At 64.3% G+C, this 22,408-nt stretch carries 18 protein-coding genes; 9 read left to right on the forward strand and 9 right to left on the reverse strand.

Features of this window, described 5'->3' with window-relative positions:
- Nucleotides 1-43: 43 nt before the first annotated feature.
- Nucleotides 44-1,600 carry an MFS transporter gene (locus E4P29_RS05350; protein ID WP_245154171.1) on the forward strand — a complete coding sequence of 519 codons (1,557 nt, stop codon included), beginning with the start codon at nt 44-46 and terminating at the stop codon, nt 1,598-1,600.
- Here E4P29_RS05350 and treZ read toward each other — a convergent pair.
- The 6 genes from treZ to E4P29_RS05380 all read right to left on the reverse strand — a co-directional run bounded on the left by treZ (nt 1,573) and on the right by E4P29_RS05380 (nt 11,819).
- Complete coding sequence (gene treZ / locus E4P29_RS05355; protein ID WP_167735384.1) at nt 1,573-3,333, reverse strand: malto-oligosyltrehalose trehalohydrolase; 1,761 nt, start codon at nt 3,331-3,333, stop codon at nt 1,573-1,575. The two genes, E4P29_RS05350 and treZ, sit on opposite strands and share 28 nt — an antisense overlap.
- Entirely contained in the window at nt 3,330-5,705 is a 2,376-nt protein-coding gene (gene treY / locus E4P29_RS05360) for a malto-oligosyltrehalose synthase (RefSeq protein WP_135042520.1), read from the reverse strand. The genes treZ and treY overlap by 4 nt, the downstream gene beginning before the upstream one ends.
- 3 nt (nt 5,706-5,708) lie before the next feature.
- Nucleotides 5,709-8,000 carry a glycogen debranching protein GlgX gene (gene glgX, locus E4P29_RS05365; protein WP_135042522.1) on the reverse strand — a complete coding sequence of 764 codons (2,292 nt, stop codon included), beginning with the start codon at nt 7,998-8,000 and terminating at the stop codon, nt 5,709-5,711.
- Nucleotides 8,001-8,056: 56 nt separating this feature from the next.
- Nucleotides 8,057-10,183: an acyltransferase family protein gene (locus E4P29_RS05370; RefSeq protein WP_135042523.1), complete on the reverse strand. Its 2,127-nt coding sequence runs from the start codon at nt 10,181-10,183 to the stop codon at nt 8,057-8,059.
- A gap of 212 nt (nt 10,184-10,395) precedes the next feature.
- The gene (locus E4P29_RS05375) at nt 10,396-11,022 is read right to left on the reverse strand and encodes a hypothetical protein (protein ID WP_135042525.1); all 627 of its coding nucleotides are present in this window, start codon (nt 11,020-11,022) and stop codon (nt 10,396-10,398) included.
- A complete protein-coding gene (locus E4P29_RS05380) occupies nt 11,019-11,819 on the reverse strand; it encodes a MerR family transcriptional regulator (RefSeq protein ID WP_135042527.1) in 801 nt (266 codons plus the stop codon). Before E4P29_RS05380 ends, E4P29_RS05375 begins: the two co-directional genes overlap by 4 nt.
- Nucleotides 11,820-11,920: 101 nt before the next feature.
- Between E4P29_RS05380 and E4P29_RS05385 the strand changes: the two genes are divergently transcribed.
- The gene (locus E4P29_RS05385) at nt 11,921-12,829 is read left to right on the forward strand and encodes a diguanylate cyclase (protein WP_135042529.1); all 909 of its coding nucleotides are present in this window, start codon (nt 11,921-11,923) and stop codon (nt 12,827-12,829) included.
- A 6-nt stretch (nt 12,830-12,835) separates the two neighbouring features.
- Here E4P29_RS05385 and E4P29_RS05390 read toward each other — a convergent pair whose 3' ends face one another.
- The gene (locus tag E4P29_RS05390) at nt 12,836-13,432 is read right to left on the reverse strand and encodes a CHAP domain-containing protein (protein WP_135042531.1); all 597 of its coding nucleotides are present in this window, start codon (nt 13,430-13,432) and stop codon (nt 12,836-12,838) included.
- Between the two features lie 47 nt (nt 13,433-13,479).
- Here E4P29_RS05390 and E4P29_RS26515 point away from each other — a divergent pair, with 47 nt between their 5' ends.
- The 4 genes from E4P29_RS26515 to E4P29_RS05405 all read left to right on the forward strand — a co-directional run bounded on the left by E4P29_RS26515 (nt 13,480) and on the right by E4P29_RS05405 (nt 16,991).
- The gene (locus E4P29_RS26515; protein ID WP_280634520.1) at nt 13,480-13,605 is read left to right on the forward strand and encodes a hypothetical protein; all 126 of its coding nucleotides are present in this window, start codon (nt 13,480-13,482) and stop codon (nt 13,603-13,605) included.
- 40 nt (nt 13,606-13,645) lie between these two features.
- The gene (locus E4P29_RS05395; RefSeq protein ID WP_280634521.1) at nt 13,646-15,067 is read left to right on the forward strand and encodes a recombinase family protein; all 1,422 of its coding nucleotides are present in this window, start codon (nt 13,646-13,648) and stop codon (nt 15,065-15,067) included.
- A 390-nt stretch (nt 15,068-15,457) separates the two neighbouring features.
- The gene (locus E4P29_RS05400) at nt 15,458-15,661 is read left to right on the forward strand and encodes a hypothetical protein (RefSeq protein ID WP_135042535.1); all 204 of its coding nucleotides are present in this window, start codon (nt 15,458-15,460) and stop codon (nt 15,659-15,661) included.
- A 298-nt stretch (nt 15,662-15,959) separates the two neighbouring features.
- Nucleotides 15,960-16,991 (forward strand): hypothetical protein, encoded by a 1,032-nt coding sequence (locus tag E4P29_RS05405; protein WP_167735386.1) that lies wholly within the window; start codon nt 15,960-15,962, stop codon nt 16,989-16,991.
- Between the two features lie 34 nt (nt 16,992-17,025).
- On the opposite strand, the gene E4P29_RS25865 is transcribed toward E4P29_RS05405, so the two are convergent.
- A complete protein-coding gene (locus E4P29_RS25865) occupies nt 17,026-17,202 on the reverse strand; it encodes a hypothetical protein (RefSeq protein WP_167735387.1) in 177 nt (58 codons plus the stop codon).
- A gap of 706 nt (nt 17,203-17,908) precedes the next feature.
- On the opposite strand from E4P29_RS25865, the gene E4P29_RS05410 reads away from it, so the two are divergent.
- The 3 genes from E4P29_RS05410 to E4P29_RS05420 all read left to right on the forward strand — a co-directional run bounded on the left by E4P29_RS05410 (nt 17,909) and on the right by E4P29_RS05420 (nt 20,393).
- Nucleotides 17,909-18,172, forward strand: a complete 264-nt coding sequence (locus tag E4P29_RS05410) for a hypothetical protein (protein ID WP_135042539.1) — start codon at nt 17,909-17,911, stop codon at nt 18,170-18,172.
- Nucleotides 18,173-18,345: 173 nt separating this feature from the next.
- Nucleotides 18,346-18,990: an HK97 family phage prohead protease gene (locus E4P29_RS05415; RefSeq protein WP_135042540.1), complete on the forward strand. Its 645-nt coding sequence runs from the start codon at nt 18,346-18,348 to the stop codon at nt 18,988-18,990.
- On the forward strand, nt 18,990-20,393 hold the full coding sequence (locus tag E4P29_RS05420) for a phage major capsid protein (protein ID WP_135042542.1): 1,404 nt from the start codon (nt 18,990-18,992) through the stop codon (nt 20,391-20,393). The genes E4P29_RS05415 and E4P29_RS05420 overlap by 1 nt, the downstream gene beginning before the upstream one ends.
- A gap of 1,685 nt (nt 20,394-22,078) precedes the next feature.
- On the opposite strand, the gene E4P29_RS05425 is transcribed toward E4P29_RS05420, so the two are convergent.
- Nucleotides 22,079-22,360: a hypothetical protein gene (locus E4P29_RS05425; RefSeq protein WP_135042544.1), complete on the reverse strand. Its 282-nt coding sequence runs from the start codon at nt 22,358-22,360 to the stop codon at nt 22,079-22,081.
- Nucleotides 22,361-22,408: the final 48 nt, after the last annotated feature.

Consider the following 22,408-nt stretch of genomic DNA (forward strand, 5'->3'; position numbering starts at 1 on the left):
GAACGAGCCCGGTCGCGAACCGGGCGGGCGAAACGGAGTGATGGTGAGCGACGTGCGAACCGGTGCGGTGCACGAGATCGACGGCGGATCGGCCCCCAAGGCCACCGCGCGCGACTGGTTCGGGTTGGTGGTGCTCGCGTTTGCCGTACTTCTCATCGCGGTCGACGGGACCGTGCTCGACCTCGCCCTGCCGTTCATCAGCGCCGATCTGGCACCGTCGAGCAATCAGCTGCTGTGGATCATCGACGTGTACTCGTTCGTACTGGCCGGCTTGCTCATCACGATGGGCACGCTCGGTGACCGGATCGGTCGGCGTCGCCTACTGCTGATCGGAGCCGCGGGCTTCGGAATCGCCTCTCTCGTTGCGGCTGTCTCGACCAGCCCGGAGATGCTCATCGCGGCGCGAGTTCTGCAGGGTATCTCCGGCGCGACCTTGATGCCCGCCACTCTCGGCTTGATTCGCACGATCTTCCTCGATCCGCGCCAACGGGTGACCGCTATCGGCGTCTGGGGCGCAATGGCGGGCGGCGGCGCAGCCGCCGGTCCTCTCGTAGGCGGGTGGTTGCTCGAGCACTTCTGGTGGGGCTCGGTGTTTCTCATCAACATTCCCGTCATGATCGCGCTGATCGCGCTGGGGCCGTTGGTGATTCCCGAGTCCAAGGATCCGAACCCGGGCCGATTCGACCTACCCAGCTCGGCGTTGTCGATGCTCGCTATCGTTCCGATCGTGTTCGCGGTCAAGGAGATCGCAGCGCACGGCCTTCATCCGGCCTACGTGGTCTCCGCCGTCGTCGGCGTGATCGCCGGTGTGGTGTTCGTGCGACGGCAGCGACTATTGGACGCCCCGATGATCGATATCCGGCTGTTCGCCAACCGTGCCTTTTCGACGGGTGTGGCGACGAACTTCCTGTCCGTGTTCGCACTCGCCGGCGTGCTGTTCTTCGGTTCGCAGTACCTGCAGCTCGTCCTGGGCAACAGCCCGCTCGAAGCCGGACTGCTGTTGCTGCCGGGCACGGCCGCCAGCATCGTGACCTCACTGCTCGCGGCGGTTCTGGTTCGGTACTTCACCGCTGGCACGGTCCTCGGCGCAGGCATGATCGCCGCCGCTGCGGGCGCGGGCATCCTGGTCGGTCTCGGCACGGACACCAGCCCTGCGTTGTTCATCGCCGGATTCGTCCTGGTGGGTGCCGGCGTCGGCTTCGCGCTCACTCTGACATCCGACCTGGTGGTCAGCGCCGTCGAACCCGAGCGAGCCGGGGCTGCGTCCGCGGTGTCCGAAACCGCGTACGAGCTGGGCATTGCGCTGGGAGTGGCGATCCTCGGCACGGTCGTCATGGCCATCTTCCGACGCGGGATCGACACCTCGCAGCTCACACCCGAGCTCGGTGCCAGGGCAGCCGAAACGCTCGGCGGCGCGGACGCGGTGGCCCGGGATCTACCGGACTCGGTGGCGACGGTCCTCCTGGACTCCGCGCATGCCGCGTTCGTCTCGGGCATGCACTTTGCGGCCGTCGCCACCGCGGCTGTCCTTGCGGTCACGGCCGTGTTCGTGCTGGTGAACCTACGGCACCGTCAGGATTCGAGCACCGCGAAGGAGTGACCGGGAACCGTGGTGGCAGAACCGGTGTCGTTCGAGGTCGTCGGCTCCCACTCGAGCAGTGCGGAGCCGCCGACCGGCACCGTCACCGCGGACTCGGACAGATTGCACACCACGCTGACGCGGCCGCGGCGAACCGCGATCCACTGGGAATCCTCGTCGTACTCGACCTTCACGTGGTCGAGCCACGGGTCGGTCAGTTCGGTCCTTTCGCGGCGCAGGGCCAGTAGGTCTCGGTAGACAGCCAGTAGCCGAGCGTGATCGCCGTCGCCCAGTTCCGACCAGTTCAATTTCGATCGCGTGAACGTCTCGGGATCCTGTGGGTCGGGGATGTCGCTCTTGTCCCAGCCATGTGCGGCGAACTCGGCTTTGCGTCCTTCCGCTGTGGCCTTGCCCAATTCGGGTTCGGGATGCGAGGTGAAGAACTGGAACGGAGTCGACGCTCCCCATTCCTCGCCCATGAACAGCATCGGAGTGTAGGGCGAGGTGAGTACCAGAGCTGCCTTGATCGCGAGCTGCCCGGGGGAGAGGTAGAAGCCGGGGCGATCTCCGATCGCACGGTTGCCGACCTGATCGTGGGTGGTCGTGTAGGCCACCAGAGAGCTCGCGGGAATGCGGCGGGTGTCCAATGGTCGCCCGTGGATTCGGCCGCGGAAGCTGGAGTACGTTCCGGCGTGAAAGAAGCCCTGCCGCAACGTGTTCGCCAGGCCCTGCAACGACCCGAAGTCGCCGTAGTAGCCCTGCCGTTCTCCGGAGACCGCAGCATGGATCGCGTGGTGAATGTCGTCGTCCCACTGTGCGTCGAGTCCGTAGCCGCCACCCGACCGCGCCGTGATCAGCGACGGATCGTTGAGGTCGCTCTCGGCGATCAGGGTCAGTGGACGGCCGAGATGCGCTGACAGGGTGCGCGTTTCGATCGAGAGCTGCTCGAGGAGATGCACCGCGGTGTGGTCGACGATGGCGTGCACCGCATCGAGACGCAACGCGTCGATGTGGAACTCGGAGAACCAGCGCAACGCGTTGTCCAGGGCATATCGACGCACCTCGCCCGAGTCTGCATCGGCATAGTTGATCGCCTGGCCCCAGCTGTTGGCCCCCTCGGTCATGTAGGGACCGAAGCGTTCCAGGTAGTTCCCGGACGGGCCGAGATGGTTGTAGACGACGTCGAGAACCACACCGATCCCGCGGCCGTGGCATGCATCGACCAAGCGCTGCAACCCTTCCGGGCCACCGTAGGCCTCGTGCACGGTGTACCAGAGGACGCCGTCGTAACCCCAGTTGTGCACGCCGTTGAATCCGTTGACCGGCATGATCTCGACGAAAGACACGCCGAGGTCGACGAGGTGATCGAGCTTGTCGATCGCCGCGTCGAACGTTCCCTCGCGGGTGAAGGTACCGATGTGGAGTTCGTAGATCGACGACCCGGGGAGTTGACGACCGGTCCATGCGGAGTCGGTCCACAACGACGGATCGACCTCGAACACCTGGGACAATTCGTGCACACCGTCGGGTTGCCGAGGCGAGCGTGGATCCGGCAGCGCCTTCTCGGCGTCGTCGAGGAGAAATCCGTAGCGACTGTCCGCGGCGGCGGCCACCTCTGCTCGCCACCAGCCGTCCGAGGATTGCTCCATGTCGTGGATCGAGTCGTCCAGTTGCAGCCGTACTCGTTCTGGGGTCGGTGCCCACACTGCGAATTCACGGGTCGTGGCCGGGGATGTAGTGGTCGAGGATGTCATCGTGCTGACTCTCCTTCGTTGTCGCGCACCAGAAGTGCAACCGGCAGGGAGGCGAACAGCTCGGCGACCGCAACGGTCCCGCTGTGTTCGACGTCGGTGATGCGGTCGCGCCACCGACCGTCGGGCAGCGTCACGGTCGTCTCGCCCCACCCTGTCTCGGCGAGGCCGAGGGACAGCCTCGTGGCCAGCGCAACCACATCGGAGTTGCCGGGCAACGGACCTCGGGCAAATCCGACGACATGCTCGGCCGCGGTCCCGTCCGCGACGATAGGCGTGTAACCACCGCCGACGAAGCTCGCAGGCCGTTCGCGTCGTACCGTCAGTGCGGAACGAACCACGGCCAATTTCGCGGCACCGGTATCGACCGACGGCGCGGATCCGTTGAGTCCGGCCAGAACCGAGCGGCGTACCGAGTAGTCGACGGGTCTGCGGTTGTCGGGGTCGACGAGCGAGTCCTCCCACAGCTCGGTGCCCTGATACACATCCGGGATTCCGGGACCGACGAGTGTGAGCAACTTCTGACCGAGTGCGTCGGAGTGTCCATGGGGCGAAAGCTTTTCGACGAGCATCGTCATCGAACGCGCCACCGGGCCGTCCATGATCGCGTCGAGCCACGTGTGTACGGCAGTCTCGAACTCCTCGTCCGGATCGGTCCACGTGGTACGGAGAGCGGCCTCGCGGATGGCCTTCTCGGCGTATGCGTGTAGCCGTTCCCGCAGGGTCGAGGTGATCACCCCGTCGACCGGCCAGACACCGAAGACGTTCTGCCACAAGAACATTCCGGTGGTGCCATCGGGGCTCGGGGTCAGCTCCTCCCAATCGGCGATGGACCGGGCCCACAGCTCCGGCGTCTGCGAGAGCACGCCGATACGCGCCCGGACGTCCTCACCGCGTTTGGTGTCGTGAGTGGACAGTGTCGTCATCGCGGCGGGCCAGCGCTTCGCGCGGTCGGCGTTCTTCAGATGGAAGTACGCTGGGCTGCAACCGAACCGAGCGGGATCGCCGCCGACCTCCTGCAGCGAGATCAACCGGTTGGCGCGGTAGAACAGGCAGTCCTCGACACCCTTGGCCGTGACGGCGCCGCATACCTGATCGAACCGCACGGGGGATTCGGTACCGGCGATCAAGGCTGTTGTCAGAGCGTCGAGACCACCAGCCAGTTCCGGTTGCTCTTCACCGACAGCGGCGACGACACCCGGAAGCACACCGGCCAGCGGTGCGTAATCGGTGCGGTACACCGGAACTGCGGCAACAACGGCGACGATGGCGTCGATCACCGATTCGAGCTCGATGGAGGTACCCGATTCACGAACCACGGCGCGGGCGAGCCGTCGCACCTCGGGGGACAGGTCGCCGCGCGCGACAGCGGTCTTGAGATCGAGTTCCGACTCGTGCAACGTCTCGTCGTCGTAGGCGATGCCGGAGCGTACCTGCGACAGTGCGGTCAGTGCCGGTGCCCCTTCCGGGTCGACGAATATCCCGCCCACGGCCGCCAACGCGTCGTACCCTGTCGTGCCGTCGACGGGCAGCGACTCGTCCAACGGTTCGCCGTCGGCCAAGATCTTCTCGATCACCAGCCAGCGGTCGGGACCGAGCAGCCCGCGTAGTTCGGTCAGATATCCGGCAGGATCGGCCAAGCCGTCGGGGTGATCGACGCGTAATCCGTCGATCAGCCCGTCCTCGATCCAGCTCGCCACCTGGCGATGCGAGTCGGTGAAGACGTCGAGGTCTTCCTGTCGGACACCGGCCAGGCCGTTCACCGAGAAGAAGCGCCGGTAGCCGATCAGCCCGGCGGACCAACTGACGAGGCGGTAGGCCTGACGGTCGTGCACGGCCTGGGCGTCGTCGCCGTCGGTACCGTCGGCGATGGGGAAGCGGTGTTCGTAGAACGCCAGCAGAGGCTCGTCCTCGGAGCGGTCGACGGTGAGCTCGGCGACATCGCTCGCGCTGCCGAGCACGGGAATGGCGATCTTTCCGTCCACTCCGTTGTCGGCTGCGAAGTCGATGTCGAAGTAGGTGGCGAACTCCGAGTCACGACCGCGCCGCAGAACGTCCCACCACCACGCGTTCTGTCGTGGATCCTCCACCCCGACGTGGTTGGGAACGATGTCGACGATGATCCCCATGCCCACCTCGGCAGCCCGAGTGTGCAAGCGGGTCAATGCATCTCGCCCGCCGAGGGCGGCGGAGACGGTCGAGGTGTCGGTGACGTCGTACCCGTGCGTCGAACCGTCGGTCGCGGTCAGTATCGGTGAGAGATAGAGATGGCTCACTCCGAGGTCGTGCAGGTAGTCGACCACGTCCGAGGCGTCGGCCAGGGTGAAGGCATCGCCCCGCAGTTGTAACCGGTATGTGCTGGTGGGCAGCGGCATGAGTCAGGCAGTCTTTCGTAGAACGAGTAGGGATCGAGCGGTGACCTCCACCGGTGTACCCGCTTCGATCGATTTCTCACCCGCTCCCGTGCGCGCTGCCGTATCGAGGGCGACCGTCCATTCCTTGGCGTAGTTTCCGTCCGGGGTGACGAATTCGATCGTCTCGTGATGTGCGTTGAAGCACAACAGGAACGAGTCGTCGACCACCCGCTCCCCGCGCTGATTCGGCTCGGGAATGCCCTCACCGTTGAGGAACACGGTGAGCGACTTGCCGAAACCGCTGTCCCAGTCCTCGGGAGTCATCTCCTCGCCTGCGGGGGTGAGCCAGGCGATGTCACGTGCCTGTTCGCCCGACCGGATGGGCCTGCCCTCGAAGAATCGGCGACGGCGGAACACCGGGTGCTCGTTGCGCAGCGCGATTGCGTTGCGGGTGAACTCGATCAGGTCGGCGTTGGTCTCGGCCAGGGACCAATCCATCCAGGCCAGTTCCGAATCCTGGCAATAGACGTTGTTGTTGCCCTGCTGAGTTCGGCCGAGTTCGTCGCCGTGCGCGATCATCGGCGTGCCCTGACTGAGCAGCAACGTGGCCATGATGTTGCGAATCTGGCGGGCACGCAGATCGAGGATCTCGGGATCGTCGGTCGGGCCTTCGACGCCGCAGTTCCAGGACCGGTTGTGGCTCTCGCCGTCGTTGTTGTCCTCGCCGTTGGCCTCGTTGTGCTTGTCGTTGTACGAGACCAGGTCGTGGAGGGTGAAGCCGTCGTGTGCGATGACGAAGTTGATGCTGGCACCGGGGCGACGGCCCGTCGCCTCGTAGAGATCCGACGATCCGGTCAGGCGCGACGCGAACTCGCCCAGCGTCGCGGGCTCACCGCGCCAGTAGTCGCGAACGGTGTCGCGGTACTTGCCGTTCCACTCGGTCCACAGACCGGGGAAGTTACCCACCTGGTATCCGCCCTCGCCGACATCCCACGGCTCGGCGATCAGCTTGACCTGGCTGACGACCGGGTCCTGTTGCACCAGATCGAAGAACGCGCTCAGCCGATCGACGTCGTGCAGTTCACGGGCCAGGGTGGACGCGAGGTCGAACCTGAATCCATCGACGTGCATCTCGGTGACCCAGTAGCGCAGCGAGTCCATGATGAGCTGCAACGTGTGCGGGTGTCGAGCATTGAGACTGTTGCCCGTCCCGGTGTAGTCCATGTAGTGCTCGAGATCGCCGTCGACCAGTCGGTAGTAGGCCGCGTTGTCGATGCCGCGGAAGCTGATGGTGGGGCCCATGTGGTTTCCCTCGGCGGTGTGGTTGTAGACCACGTCGAGGATCACCTCGATGCCGGCGGCGTGGAACGAACGGACCATCGCCTTGAATTCGGTCACCGCGGCACCGGGCGACTGATGCGAGGAATACTCCGCATGAGGCGCGAGGAATCCGAAGGTGTTGTAGCCCCAATAGTTTCGCAGTCCCTTGTCCAGAAGTACCTGGTCCTGCATGAACTGGTGCACCGGCATCAGCTCGATCGCGGTGACGCCCAGGTGCTGCAGATGCTCGATGATCACCGGATGTGCCAGACCGGCATAGGTGCCGCGCTCGGCCTCGGGGATGTCGGGGTGGGTGATCGTCATGCCCTTGACGTGGGCCTCGTAGATCACCGTCTCGTGATATGGCCTCTTCGGTGCGCGGTCGGCCTGCCAGTCGAAGAAGGGGTTGATCACCACGGTGGTCATGGTGTGTCCCAGCGAATCGTGCTGCGGGAAATCGTTGTTCGGCTCGTCGTCGTGGGCGATCGGTGCCTCGTCTACGATCTCGCCGTCCGGATCGGCGAGGTCCGCCGCGTCCTCGAACTGGGCCTCGGCATCGAGTGGATCCGCGGCTGCGGAGTCTTCGGACTCCACGGGTTCGGGTTCGGCGGCCGGGATGTCGATGTTGTACGAGAAGAGCGATCGGTCTCCGTCGAACGACCCTTCGAATGCTTTGCCATATGGATCGACCAGTAACTTGCTGGGATCACAACGGTGTCCGGCAGCGGGATCCCACGGCCCGTGGACGCGGTAGCCGTAGCGCTGTCCCGGCACCACCGTGGGCAGGTACGCGTGCCAGACGTAGCCGTCGGACTCCTCGAAGCGAACACGAGTTTCGGTGCCGTCCTCGGCGATCAGGCACAGGTCCACGGCCTCGGCGACCTCGGAGAACAAGGCGAAGTTGGTTCCTGCTCCGTCGTAGGTCGCTCCCAGTGGATAGGGGGATCCCGGCCATACGGCGATGGCGGGCGTGTCGTCGGAGGCGTCGTGCAGCATGGATCAACCCTACTGTGACGGGTGGGACCAGGCTTACCGAGCGCGAGCCGCTCCGCTCACGGTCCGGCCCACCAGCCGGTCGCAGATCCGAGCTGCCGGCCGAGCTCGGTGGTCAGGGTTCGGATGTAGGTGGCGGTCAGATGATGCTCGTCTCGATAGATCAGTACGTTCCCCTGCTCGACGCGACAGACGGTGTCGTCGCACACCGCGTCCGAGAGATCGAGTGCGGAGAATCCGCTCAGCTGGAACGAGGACGCCAGAGCGGGGTTGACCGAGTCGAGCGCCTCGTCTCGCGGGATGCCGCACGAGGTGGCGGAGCCGCCGTCGGCCAGGCAGTCGATGGCTCGATACGCGAGCCACGGGGTGTCCCTGATACCGAGGACGCCGACACCGTCGGCGATCAACTGCTGCCAGACCGAGACGTACCAGGGTGGGGTGAAGTCGCCGGGGAAGTCGTCGCGGGGCCGGGTGGCCGTGGTGAACACGTATTCCGGCTGCATCGACGCGACGTCGTCGAGCACGGTCCGGGTCCAGTCCAGACAATCCGGGTACTCGTTCTGCCCGAGCATCGGCATCGTGTCCAGGCTGAGCGGGCACCCCATCTTCACGAACGTGACCACCTTGAAGCCGTGCCGCTGCCCCAGAGTGTCGAGTGCCGTCACCCAGTGCTCGGCGTGTGAGCTCCCCGCCAGCACGATCGTTCGGGCCGCATCGACGTCGCCGTAGGTACAGGACAGAGCGTCGCGAGTCTCGAAGTCCGCGATGCAGCCCTCGAGGGTGGTGACGGGAAGATCCTCGGGAGCGGAGTACAGGGGAGGCGTCATCTCGGCCGGCTCGACGCGAATGCCGTCGGTCAGTTCCAGCGCCCCCGGGTGCGTGGCTTCGTCGACCGATTCGTCGGCCTGCACGGCCGAGATCGATCGTTCGATGTAGGCGTTCCAGCCGACGGAACCGGCTGTCACCGCCACGGCAGCAACGAGGGCGACGGCCGTGACCGCGATGCGGCCTGGAGTGAATGTGGTGGTCTGCGTAGGACGCTCCACGAAGCGGACGGTGAGCCACGCGAGTGCGACGGATGCACCGACGATGACGAGTCCGCCGGGTATGTCCGCGTGGGACCTGCCGGTGGCCGACAGGTAGAAGATCAACAGCGGCCAGTGCCACAGGTACAACGGAAACGCGATCGAGCCGACCCAGGCGAAGAACCGGTTGGACAACGTCGCGCCGACCACGGTGTTCGAGCCTGCGACGATCAGCGCCACAGTGGCCAGTACCGGAAGCAGCGCCAGGGGACCGGGGAACGCGGTGACGCCGTCCACCACGAATCCACAGACGACGACGACGAATATCGCACCGGCGGCGAGCGCGCCCCGTGCGGTCGATCCCACCCGACTCACGCGGGCATCGGCCCCGGTGCTTCTGCCGGCGAATGCCGCGAACGTGGCCGCGACCGCCGCTCCGAGCATGATCTCCCAGAGTCGAGCGCCCGTGTCGTAATAGTTCCACGCCTGATGGCGTCGAGCACCGTCCGCTGCATACACGAACGACAACACCGCGATGACGGCAAAGATCACGGCGAAGGTCTGTGGTCGCAGACTTCGCGGTCCCTCCGGTCGCATCGAGCGCCGAATCCACGCGAGACCGAACACGACGGCAATCGCGAGCAGATAGAACTGGAATTGCACCGCGACGGACCACAGGTGCTGGACCGGGCTCACCGAGGGGTCGGCCGCCAGGTAGTCGTTGGCCGTCGTCGCCAACTGCCAGTTCACGAAGAAGAAGACGCCGGAGACGAGTTGGTCGCCCACGTCGGCCCAGCGGGTCCTCGGTAGCAGGAACACCGACGCGGCCGCTACCGCCAACAGGGTGAGCGCCAGAGGCGGTCCGAGTCTGCGGAGCACGCGAACGATGCGGGTGATCGGGTTCAGGCTCGCACCGGCCTCGGCCGATCGAAGCAACGACGCAGTGAAGAAGAAGCCGGACAGCGTGAGGAAGACATCGACTCCGCCCGACACCCGGCCCATCCAGATGTGGAACACGACCACCAGAGCGATGGCGACACCACGCAGGCCGTTCAGATCCTGGCGCTGTGGCGGTCGCGGCACGACGGGAGCCGACACCGAACTCGGGGCCGCGGAATCGGTTGCCGATTCGTGATCGGTGCCGCTCGGGTGTACCTGCATGAAAGGGGAATGGCTCCGGCTGTCGATCGACCACTGGTCGGGCGGTCACGGTCGGTGGTGTTCGTCTCGGAAGCTGCTCGGCAGACGACGAGGTTCGTCGCAAACAAGAAGACGTTCTGAGCAAACAATACGTGTACGCGCGGTGACGCACTCCTCGGAGTCCGTACTGCGGTGCCGGTCCTAGCTCGTCGCCGGTTTCTCACAGCGTGGTCTCACCGGTCTCGCCGCAGGTCGGTCCGGCGCATCCCACGGTCGGCCGGCACCGAGGACAGCGCGGCGACAAGTGCTGCGGGATCGTCCACGTACAAGCCGATGGACGTCGCGGTGCCGTCGACCCGCCACCGACGCAGGGGTGCTGGTACGACGAATGTGGTGCGTGTCGACAACGTGATGTCGACATTCGTGCCGTCCTGATTCGGTAACGCGGCTCGGTCGTCGCGGACAGTGGGAGCCACCACGCCGAACCGGCGATGGAGTCGGGCCGAGACGATCGCCGATCTCTCCACCGTGGCGACGACCTCGCCGGAGCTGCGCAGGACGAGTGCTTCGGGCGTCAGGACATGGGGGTGCACCCGGCCGACGGCTGCGGCCGAGGTCAGCAGAACGATCGATACGACCGAGAGCGCACCGAGCACGATATCGAGCCACAGCCACGGCACCAGGAGATGCACGACGACGATCTCGACGACCGAGGCCACACCGAACATCAACGGCATGGCACCCGTTCCGCGCACTGCGGTGAACACGACCGAGTCGGCCACGATCGGAGCATGGCGGCCGCGTCCCCACAACAGCAGTGCCTGCCATCTGCCGACGTGGACACCCCGATCCGGGGTCACTGTGATGTTCCTGCCGGATGCGCACCGTCGAGCAGACGAGCTGTGGTGCGGAGGACAACGGCGCGTTGGGCCGCGTCGGGAACGATGTCCTCGATGTTCAACAGCCCGGTCGAGTCGGTACCGAGCGCAGCCGACTCGGGCACCGGAGCCAAAGACTCGACATCGAGTATGGACACCAATTCGTCGGCCAGCGCGTCGATGTCGTCCTCGGATTCGGCGACGCTCTTACCCTCGAGAGCGCCGAAGCGCCTCAGCAGCACCAGGTATCTGCGACGTAGGTAGTGATCGCCGAGTGCGGCGGACATCGTCTCGAAGAATGCCGCCGGGACGCGGCCCGAAATTGCCATCACTTCGAGTAGATCGCGTTCGCGGATCAGCGCGGGCCGGTCCCGTTCGTCCGCTGCATCGAGCAAGGACCCGAACGTCGCGGCCACATCTCGTGGGAGCGCGGTCAGAGGACGCCGTTCGACAGCGTCGTCGAGCAACCCCGACAAACGACTGTGCTTGTGTGCCAATGCCGTCTGCTCGGTCTCGATGCCGGCCAGCAGGGCTCGTAGGTCCGCGACCGCGTCGGGCTCGTCCGTCGCGATTCCGTCGAGCACTGCCGCTATCGCGCCCAGCGGCATTCCGCACTCGGCCAACCATCGGATTCGCATGAGCCGAACGACGTCGTCGATCGTGTACTCGCGGTAGCCGTTGGACAGCCGCCGAGGCTCGGCGAGCAAGCCGAGTCGGTGGTAGTGGCGCACGGTCCGCGGGGTCGTTCCGGCGGCATCGGCGAGGGATCCGATTCTCATGCGTCCAGTGTGAACGTTGACGTAGCGTCAAGGTCAAGATCGATCGCCGGATACCGTTCGGGCCCCCACGGCGGCGTATCGTCGGTGTGTCGTGTGAATCGATGTGGCTCGCACCGTTCGAGGAAGTGAACCGGACAATCATGGTCGACGCCGATCGCTGGTATCGGGAGATGTTCGAGGCCAGCACGGTCGGAATGGCACTCGCCGACGAACAGGGACTGCTGCTGCTCGCGAACGAGGCCTATGCGGCAATCGTGGGGTGCCCCAGGGACCTACTGTGGGGCCGATCCTCCCGTGAATTCACCCACCCCGACGACCTGGACCAGCACGCGGCGATGGAACAGATGATGGACGACGCCGAGGCTCGTGGTGAATCGGTGCACGTCGAGAAGCGATACCTGCACCCCGACGGCACGGTGCGGTGGGGTTGGGTGTCGGCCAGTGAGGTCCCCGGCCCGGACGGCCGACGATGGACCATGGCGGTGGTGCACGACGTCACCGACCGGCGGCGGTTGGAGGACGACCTACGGGAGGCTGCGCTGACCGATCCCCTGACCGGGCTGCTCAATCGGCGTGGATGGCGAGATCGGTTGTCTCAGTTGACGACCCCGCGCGGAGTCGACGTGTCGCTGGCCATGGCGATGATCGATTTCGATCGCTTCAAGTCGTTCAACGACAAGTACGGACACGGCCGCGGCGATCGCCTGTTGGTCCAGTTCTCGACTGCCGCAATGCAATTGCTTGCAGGACGAGCGTATGTCGCCAGGTGGGGCGGGGAGGAATTCGCCATCGCGATGCCCGATACCGGGTCGACGACGATGGCAACCGTGCTGACCGAACTCGCAGCCGTCGTTCCGGACGAGCAGACATTCTCTGCCGGTTACACGACATTGCGTCCGGGGGAATCGCTCTACGACTGTTTCGACCGAGCCGACCTGTTGCTGTACAGAGCGAAGAGAGACGGAGGGGCGCGATCACTCGGCGACCGTTCCAGCACCCCGTTGCAATGACGGCCCTCAGGATGCCAATCGGCCGAATCCGACTACACCCGAGTCGGATTCGTAATTCAGAGTGTGAATCCTGATCTTGCCGGCTTCGTTCCCGCCCACGGTGACGGCCTCGCTGCCGTCGACAGCCACGATGACGTTGGTGTGCTGACCGACCCAACTGGAGTTGTCGTACAACACCACATCACCCACCGACGGCGTGTAGTTGCCGACGGTCTCGAACCGTCCCTGTTGCTGGTAGTACTCCTGCAGCGTGTAGACGCCGGGAATGCGCCACGAACCCGAATTGGGATTCGACAACGGCATGCCCGCTTCCTTCATGATCCAGCTGACGAAGTCGGCGCACCAGGCCTCGTCCACGCCCTCTGCATAGAAGGTTCCCGGACGCTGCTTCTCGTGCTCGACTCGCAGCAGGTCCACCACACGGGCCTGGTCGACGGTCAACTCGGCGCTGTTCACCTCGGGGAACGATTCGGTGTCCCACGGTAGATAGCGACTCGGGGCGAGCCACAGAACACCGACGGCCACCACCACGACCACAGCGGTGAACGCTGCGGTCCACAGGGGCCAGCGTCGCCGCGTGCGGGTATCGGTGTCGATGCTCATGCCCACACGGTAGCGCGTGAGCGAACACCGGTTGGCACAATAGCTGTGTGACCCATTCGCACGAGCAGACGGTCGACACCGTTCCGCAGCCCATCGTGGACGCAGCGCGAGCGGCATCGCGCATCGTCGTTCTGACCGGGGCCGGCATGTCGGCCGAAACGGATATTCGATAAGGGGTGTTCGTGGCACACTCCCGGTATGAGCACACCCCGGATGGTCACGTACGCCCGCGTGAGTTTCGACCGCAGCGGAGTCGGTAAGTCGGTCGAGCAGCAGGTGGATGCGCTGCAGGCCGAAGCGGTGGCGCGCGGGTGGATCATCGGCCCGGTGGTGACCGACGTTGGCATCGGTGCCAGCAGGTTCTCGACCAAAGAGCGCCCGGGCTATGCCCAGCTCACGACGGTGCTGGAAACCGGCGACATTCTGGCGGTGTGGGAGATCTCGCGAGCTACCCGCCGGACCGACGAGTGGGCCGCGCTGGTCGAGCTGTGCCGCAGCAGGGGAGTGCGCCTGTTCACCGGTACCCGGCTGCTCGATCTTGACGACCCCGACGATGAGCAGCAGGCTAACCAGAGCCACGTGTCGGCCGTCTACGAGACTGCGAAGACTCGAAAGCGGGTCAAGCGCGATGTCGACGCCCGGGCCGCTCAGGGCAAGGTGCACGGGCAGCTGGGGTTCGGCTACCGGCGCGTGTTCGACCCCGAAACCGGTGCCAGGACGTGGGAACTCGATCCCGTCGCCGCTCAGGCCATCCGCGAGGCTGTCGACGGTCTACTGGGTGGCACGACGAGCATGAACCGAATTATCAAGCGCTGGAACGCCGCTGGGCTGACCACGAGCACGGGCAAACCGTGGCGGCAGGTCACCCTGCGGCAGATGCTGCTGCGCGAGTCGCTGGCCGGTATTCGCGTGCTGCGCGGTGAGAGGATGGAAGCTCCGGCGGTGTGGCCCGCGATCATCTCCGAGGCCGAGCACCTGCAGATCGTCGCCCGGTACCGCGACGCATCGGACCCCAATCCCCGGCGCGGTGCGGAGGTCAAGCACCTGCTGACGGGCATTGCGACCTGCTACCGGTGCCACCAGACCATCAACTGGCAGCACCGGCACGAGGCAGGGAAGGTTCCCCAGTATCGTTGTCCCACAGGGCATGTGACGCGCCAGGCTCAGCCCGTGGACGATCTGACCGAGCTGCACGTGCGCTACATCATCGAGCAGTGGCGCATCGAGGGTTTCCTGGCCGAGCCGGAGCAGCCCGACGCCGCGCACCAGCACCTGGAGGAGGCCGCGCGGCTGGAGAAGCTGCTGGCCGATGCCGACGCCGCGTACACCGCAGGGGACCTGTCTATTGCGCGCCTGACTGCGATCGAGAAGGATCTGGCTCCGAAGATCGAGGCCGCACGGGAGCGGGCCGCATCGGTGGCTACGAACCCGATCCTGCATGCCCTGGTATGGGACTCGAAGGTGACGTGGGACGGTGCCGACGTGCAGCAGCGCCGTGAGTTCGTCCGCGCGTGCCTGAAGATCGAGATACAGCCGACCCGCCGGGGCCTGCGCGAGTTCGACCGCGAGTCGGTGAAGTTCTGGGACATCAGCAGGGGACCGGCGTCGATCATGCTGCTGCGCAACGACGAGTGACTGACAATCTGAGTCGAAGGACTCACGAGGGCCGCAACCGAACCGGCCCCGTCGCCAGGAATAGTGAGGACCGGCCTGGGAGATTCGACGGGTCCGGTTCGGTGTTGTGGAGGAACCACCCTCCGGCGCGGCCCAAGGCAATGGGAACACCGCGCACCCTCACTGTAGCCGCTGAGCTGGTGGTATGCACTCGGACAGGTTGTCCAGACGCACGATCGAGATTCATACATTAATGTTGTTTACAGCTGAAGTGGCGGTGACCGACCCGTCCAAGGTGAAGTACGCCCAGGACCTGTGAAGGCAAACCAAGCGGAAGATGTGAGCACGCGGAGTCGGCGCAACTCTCACACTGCCCCGCAAGGAACTCGAAATCCCTTGTGAGGCACAACTATGTCCGTTTCCAGGCAGACCCAATCTCTCGGCGGCAAGCTCGGTGTCAGTCGGCGCTGCTATCCCGATCGTGATCACACCGAACTCGAAACCGAACTCGCCACGTCCAAGATATCCGACCGTGTTCGCGAGATCGTCGCCAGCGCACCACCTCTCAGCGCAGAGCAGCGAGCGCGCATCTCAGCCCTGCTCGTTCGGCCGTGAAAACCTACGGCCAAGTGCTCGGTGTGCGCTTCCCGCACGAGAACCAATCGACCGACGCCGAGTCGGCAGTCCGCACGAGCAACCGGCGTCTCGGGATCGACGTGTGCTCCGAATTGGGTTGCGAGAAGCCGAAAAGAAGTCGCGGAAAATGCCAGACGCACTATGTCGCGGAATTGCGAGCCGAGCGGAAACTACAGCAGGAGAATGCACAATGAGTTACGGACCCATTATCCCGCCGCATTTCTTCAGCCGCGAGCCTGCCGATGAATTCGTGTACGACCACGGTATGCGGTCGGCATTGCTGGCGCTTGTCGAATTGCTGGTCTACTGCATGAATTCCCGGACAAACGGATTCGTGAAAGAGAAGAAGCTGCGCAGCGCGACTCTGCACCCCGAACCGCTCGACGCCGTCGGCCTCCTGGTCGAGCACGGACTCCTCAAGGTCGTTCCCGGCGGGTGGCAGGTCGACTGGTCGGAGCAACTCACGGCCGACGAGATCGCCAAGAACGAACGCAGGGGCGCTGACTGGGCACGCCACCGACGCGGCAACCATCGTGAGTGCGCTCACTACCCCGGTTGGTCCTGTCACAAGGACGGTGAGCTGGCGAAATGGCAGAAAGAGCAGACCGTACACGTGTACGCACCCGTAGACGTACACGCAGACGGCCACGTGCTAACAGAATCGAATGGAACGGAACAGAACGAAGAGAGTTCCGAATCCAAAGAAGATTCTCGATCGAGCCTGCCCTCGCTCCCGGCTGGCGGGTCGCTGCTTCGCGCTCCCGCGCCGGGCTCGGGCTCCGATGACGAGCAAGTCAGGCGAGCCGCAGCGATGGAACGGGCAGCAGCAGCGCCACCCGGGACCGTGCCGACACGCGAGGTCGATCTCGATCCGATGATGTTCCACATCGACGTGAAAGAAGATGCATTTGTCATAAAGCCCGAATGGATGGGAGAAACAGCGCTGCAATTGTCGGGCGAAATGAAGTGGGGCGGTCGGTACCTGACCGATACCGGTGGTTTGAAATTCACCGAGGATGAAGTTCCGGTGGTTACGCCATCGCAGCGCAATCCGTTTCACGCTCAGGTGTTGCAACAAATCGCAATTACCTCACTCGGTGAACAATTCGGGATTCCGACCTACTGGCATTCGGAAAGTGTCCGGATTCCAGCGATCGGACGGCAAGAGACCGACGCAGCGCTGCAGCAAGCGCTCTCACAGGTCGAAGCCTGGCTCGAACATGCCGATTCCGACCCGCTGGAAGCCGCAAAGAGAGCCGGAACCCACCAATCGGTCATTGATCTACCAATGGACACGAAAAAACCCTGAGCGTTGCACTCAGGGCTGGTTCGGGACGGGTCGGTCAGACGGTCGGATACGGAGTCTTGCGATTCCACCGGCTGCCCGGCCGACCGACGGACACGATGCCGACGTGGTACCGATCGGGAAGATTCCGGCTCGGGTCGGCGGGTGCGAACTCTTCGCCGATCTCGGGAATCCAGATCCACTTCGTGCGGAATGCCTCAGCGGGTGCAGTCATCGAAAACCTCCAACGGTCGAACGGTGTGCGGTAGCTCGATACTACCGGCCAGCCACGATCACATTCAAACCGATAATCATTTTCAACAGATTGGAAAAGCATGAGCCACAACAGCTTTGACAGAGTCGAGCGTCTTACCGATGCCGAGTCGGAGGCCTATATTGCGAGCGCCCCCGGGAGCCAACGAGCGCGCCTGCGAGAGGTGCACGGGCGTAGCGGTCTGCTGCGGGTCACGACGTACACCAAAGCTCGCGAGGAGATCCACCCCTCGATCGGAGCGCGTCAGTGACCAGGACCGAAAGTTTGCTGGCCAGGGTGCGAGCGCACGTGACAGGCGAGACCATGGAGTCTCTGTGCCGAGCTGGCTACTACGAGTGGGAAGTGCTGCGGCAGCTCAAGTTCGGGCACCTACGCCGCTGTGGAGATCGAATTCGCTACGTCCACCGAGATCCGAGCGACGAAGGGAGCGAATGACTGTGCCGTTCCCTGCGAAGTACAAGTCGACGTGCAAAGCCTGCATGCGTCCTATCGGCGAGGGTGAGCTGATCGAGTTCCGGCAGATCAACGGCAAACGGTCCGCGTGCTGCGGTTCCGGAATCTGCGCCAAGGAAGCGGCACCCGAATCCCGCGTGAAGCGAAGCCCGAAAACAACGACACGAGTCAAATTCTGCCCGAACTGTGGCCACGATCTGCAAGGAGCAACAGCATGACCACCACCGAGGACACCGTAAAGCGGAACACTGCAGCACTGCTGCGCGAAGCGTTCGCCCGGCTCGATCCGGCGACTCAGCGGGTGATGCTCGACAACCCCGGTACGACGGCCGAGACTGTGGGCGAGTCGATCGAGTTCTCCGCAGCGGGCATCGTCTACGCCGTGGTCGACCGGGAAGCGCTCACCGACCCCGAGTTCGACGCCAAGGCCGGAGAGTGGATCTCGACACCGGACGATCTCTCGAAACTCGACTGCTGAAATCTGGCGTGTAACAACGGCACCGGGTAGAGTGCGAGCTGCACAGAGATTCACCGAGCACGTCTGGACTGCGAGCCCCGAGGGCCGGTCTGCAGAGAAGCTGGTGAACAGGCTCATGCTCTGCCCGGTGTCACCGGTGTGCAGAAAATCACTCCAAATGAATGAGAACCGTTATGTCTCAGAGACATTCACGGGTCGTTCGCGATACCCCTTTCGAGCTTACTCGCTCCGGCGACAGCGCTGACGGTACGGGCCGCACCCTGTCCGGCTACGCGGCTGTGTTCGGTGCCGATACCGAGATCCGCTCGTGGGAGGGCAACTTCATCGAACGGCTCGCCAAGGGCTCGTTTCGGAACTCGATCCGCGACAACCCGAACCCGCTGATGCAGTGGGACCACGGGCGCGACTCCCGCGTCGGAACCACCCCGATCGGCAAGTACACAACCCTCCGCGAAGATGCTCAGGGCCTCTACGTCGAAGGGGAGCTGTTCGACAATCCCGTAGTCGAGCCTGTTCGCCAGGCGATCGAAGCGGGCGCTGTGACCGGTATGTCGTTCGCGTTCGTCGTGATCCGCGACGAGTGGCGCGACAACAAGGGCAACCTGATCCGGCCAGCCGAACTGCGCGAACTGCTGTACGACGCGGGCGACCGAGGCCCGATCCGGCGAACAATCAAGGAAGTACGCATGAGCGAAGCCGGTCCAGTCGGCCGACCCGCGTACAAGCAAACGAGCGTTGGAGTACGCAGCGCCGCAACACTTTCACAAGCTACCGCAGACCGGATAATTCGGCTGCTCACACTCAAAGGAACACGATAATGGCACGACGCCGTAAGAACGCAGCAGACACCGCTGCGGACCGCCGGGAGAGCCGGGACGACCTGATTGCCGAACTCGAAGAGCTGCGCGACACCGGGGATCTCAGCGACCCCGAGACCGCCGAGCGCTTCGACGAGATCACCGAGCAGGTCGAGGATATCGACGCACGCGCTGCAGCCGTCAAAGCCCAACTGGCCTCCGGTGAGCGCAGCTCGGAGCACGGCAGCAACGTCGGCGCGACCCAGGACCGCCGCACCGTCAACGCCAGCCCGACCCGCGACCAGATCATGCGCACGCTCGAATCCGACGTGAAGGCAAAGCTGTTCACTGCCGACGCGGCTGACACGGTCGAGAAGCTGATCGGCGCGGAAGGATCGAAGGAGACTCGGTACCTGCAGGCAGTCGGAAACCCCGAGTACCGAACGGCTTTCGAGAAGCTGCTCGGCGACCCCGAGAATGGGCACCGTCTGTTCACCGGATCGGAGCTGAGCGCATTCCAGACCGCTCAGGCAACCTCGCGAGCGCTGAACGAGGGCACCCCGGCATCCGGCGGCTACGCCGTTCCGCTCGTGCTCGATCCGCAGATCGTTCTCACTTCCGGCGGTTCGGTCAACCCGATTCGCGAGATCGCGAAGAACGTCACGATCACCGGGCAGGCTTACCGGGGTCTGTCGAGCGCTGGCGCTACCGCCGAGTGGACTCCCGAAGCCACCGAAATGGCCGACGCGTCTCCCACGATCGCCAACCCGGTCATTCCGGTTCACAAGGCCGACGCGTTCGTGCCCTGGTCGTTCGAGGTCGAGGGGGACGCTCCACAGCTTCTCTCCGAGGTCCGAACCCTGCTGGTCGATTCGCTCGAACAGCTCACCGCTCAGGCATTCACCCACGGCTCCGGCGTCGGCCAGCCGAAGGGCATCGTGACCGCTCTCGCGGCCGCTGGCGCTCCGTACGTGCTCAACCCGGGCGCTGCTGAAACGCTGACCGCTGCAGACGTGTACAACCTGCAGGGCTCTCTGCCTCCGAGGTTTCAGCCGAATGCTCGGTGGGTGGCGAACCTCTCGATCATCAACCTGCTGCGCCAGCACGAGAGCGGCAACGGATCGCCGAAGTTCCCGGAGATCAACACCGGGCAGCTGCTCTCGCGTCCGCTGCAAGAGCTGAGCAACCTGGACTCGTTCAACCCGGCGGTGACGGATGCAGCGAACCTGATCCTGATCTACGGATCGTGGGACAACTACGTGGTGGTCAACCGGCTCGGTACGACGCTCGAACTGGTGCCCCAGCTTTTCGGAGCGAACCGCCGACCCACCGGCCAGCGCGGAATGATCCTCTGGGCACGCTACGGCGGAGATCTGGTCAACCCGAACGGATTCCGCGCCCTGAACGTCGCGACTGCGGCCTAACAAGTCTTCCCGAGACTGGCGGCTGTTGTAGTAGGCAGCGCGGCATCACGTTTCGGGTTACCCTCTCGGAGTTGTCCGCTGGGCACGGGCTCTCAGGCTCCGAGAGGGCTTAGCGCACAACCGAGTTTCTTCATGGGCCAACGCCATAGCCTCGCTGGATAACTCGGTTGTGCACACCGCAGGACGGGTGTTCTGGCCACCCCGACTGCACTGCTCGGCTCCGGTGGTCCGCCTCGATACCGCCGGGGTCGAGCTTTAGCTGAGCGCTCAGGTCCTCCGTTGCTCACCCGAGCCGCTCGCCCCTCTTCCGGCCGACAGATTTTGCGGATCCTCCGGCCGGGCAGAGGGCTTAGAAACCAGCCCCAGATCAACGCAGGAGCGCCGACTATGACCGTGTGGGTAGTGAGTGGCCCACCCTGCAGCGGAAAAAGCACGTGGGTCGCTGAACAGGCCATACCGAACCGGGATCTCATCATCGACTACGACGCGCTCGGAGCTGCCGTGGGTTTCAACGAACGGACCTACCCGCCCGATGTGAGGATGGCACTCGCTGCAGCTCGGACGGCGCTGATAACCAGCCTGCTCAGGTCCAACGCTTCGACCGAGTCTCGTGATATCTACATCGTTTCGACATTCGTATCGGCCGAGCTGCACGCTGAGTACTCAAGTGCTGGTGCAGTTTTCAAGGTGTGCAATCCCGGTATCGACGTGTGTCTGGAACGGGCAGCACACGAGCGCCCTGCTCAGGTGGCGGCAGTGATTCACGACTGGTACCGGCCGAGCGGTTCTCGCCGAGCAGGGTCCAGACCGCGCGGCTCCCGGCTCGATTGACCGGCGCTCTCACACTGCCCGCAGGGCGCTCCACTCCCACACACGCTGTGCCGCTTGCACGTTGAACCATGATGATGTGCTGAAGTCCACGTGCCACACGTGTGGTCGACGCCTGCAGCGCCAGGAAGCAGTGCAGAGCACGGACACCAATAACATACTGAAGTCTGCCATCCACCAAGCCAACAGAGCTGCATTGGCAGTGAGCTGCACCCCTCGCACCAGCACGTGTGCTGCCACTGCCATCGACAGTGCTACTCCCACAACCAATGCTGTGAATGCTGTTCTGTACAACAAGATTGCTTGCTTCGATGTTGCGATCGAAACGACTGCGTTAGCAACGGCTTCGAGCCTGCTGGTCTCGGCCTGCTCGGTGGTGTCGGTCGGTGCGAGGTCCGGCCCGCCCAGTGGAGTGTCTGCGTACATGGATTGCCCCTGTGCTCTCAAGTAGTTGGTAGCTACTGAACTCCACTGTCCCACAGCTTATTCCGATGTGCTTCTGGACAGCCGATCGAGACTAGGCGATCCGCTCCATTCACTGCAGTGCATGGTCATGCAGACCCATCCAGCGGCCGAGAGGGTAGGGGGGCGGTTAGGTGACGGTAACTCAGAGGTCGCGGCCGACCCCGGCTCCCGGCCGGATATCTCTCTCTGAGCGAAAGATCCCCAGGAAACGCCCTGGTCAGAGGCTTAAGCCGCAGGTGAAATAGGGTACAAATCCAGTTTTTGAGATTTCTCTGTATCTGGACCACTGTTCTGAGCCCAAATCTACAGAGCTTACCGGAGTTTCGATGCAGCCGCGAGCACTGCTCTCTGTATGTTCATGCACTGTTCGTGAAACGCTACGGCTTGGGGTGTTACTGCTTCTCGGTAACTCCCGGTGAGACCTCGTCAATAGTGCCGTCGGGCTTGAAATCCAAACCCAGCTCCGCATCCCGCACTATCTGCACCGCGTCCACGAATGCGCGCACCTCGCGCACAAGTTCACGGCTGGCCGGAAGCCCGGGCGTCACGTCCTGGAGGCGCTGTGGGTCTGTCAGATATCCGAGTAGCCTGCCCCTGGCGGCGTGGAAGTCCGCCACCTCTTCTCGCTTCATCGCTAGGCGCTGACGCCTTTCGTACTGCTCCGCATCGCTCATAGCTCGATTGTGCGCCTGCAGCGCCGCCGGGACGTCGGAACCGTGCGA

The organism is Rhodococcus sp. 1R11 (assembly GCF_004563845.1).
Taxonomy (GTDB): domain Bacteria; phylum Actinomycetota; class Actinomycetes; order Mycobacteriales; family Mycobacteriaceae; genus Rhodococcoides.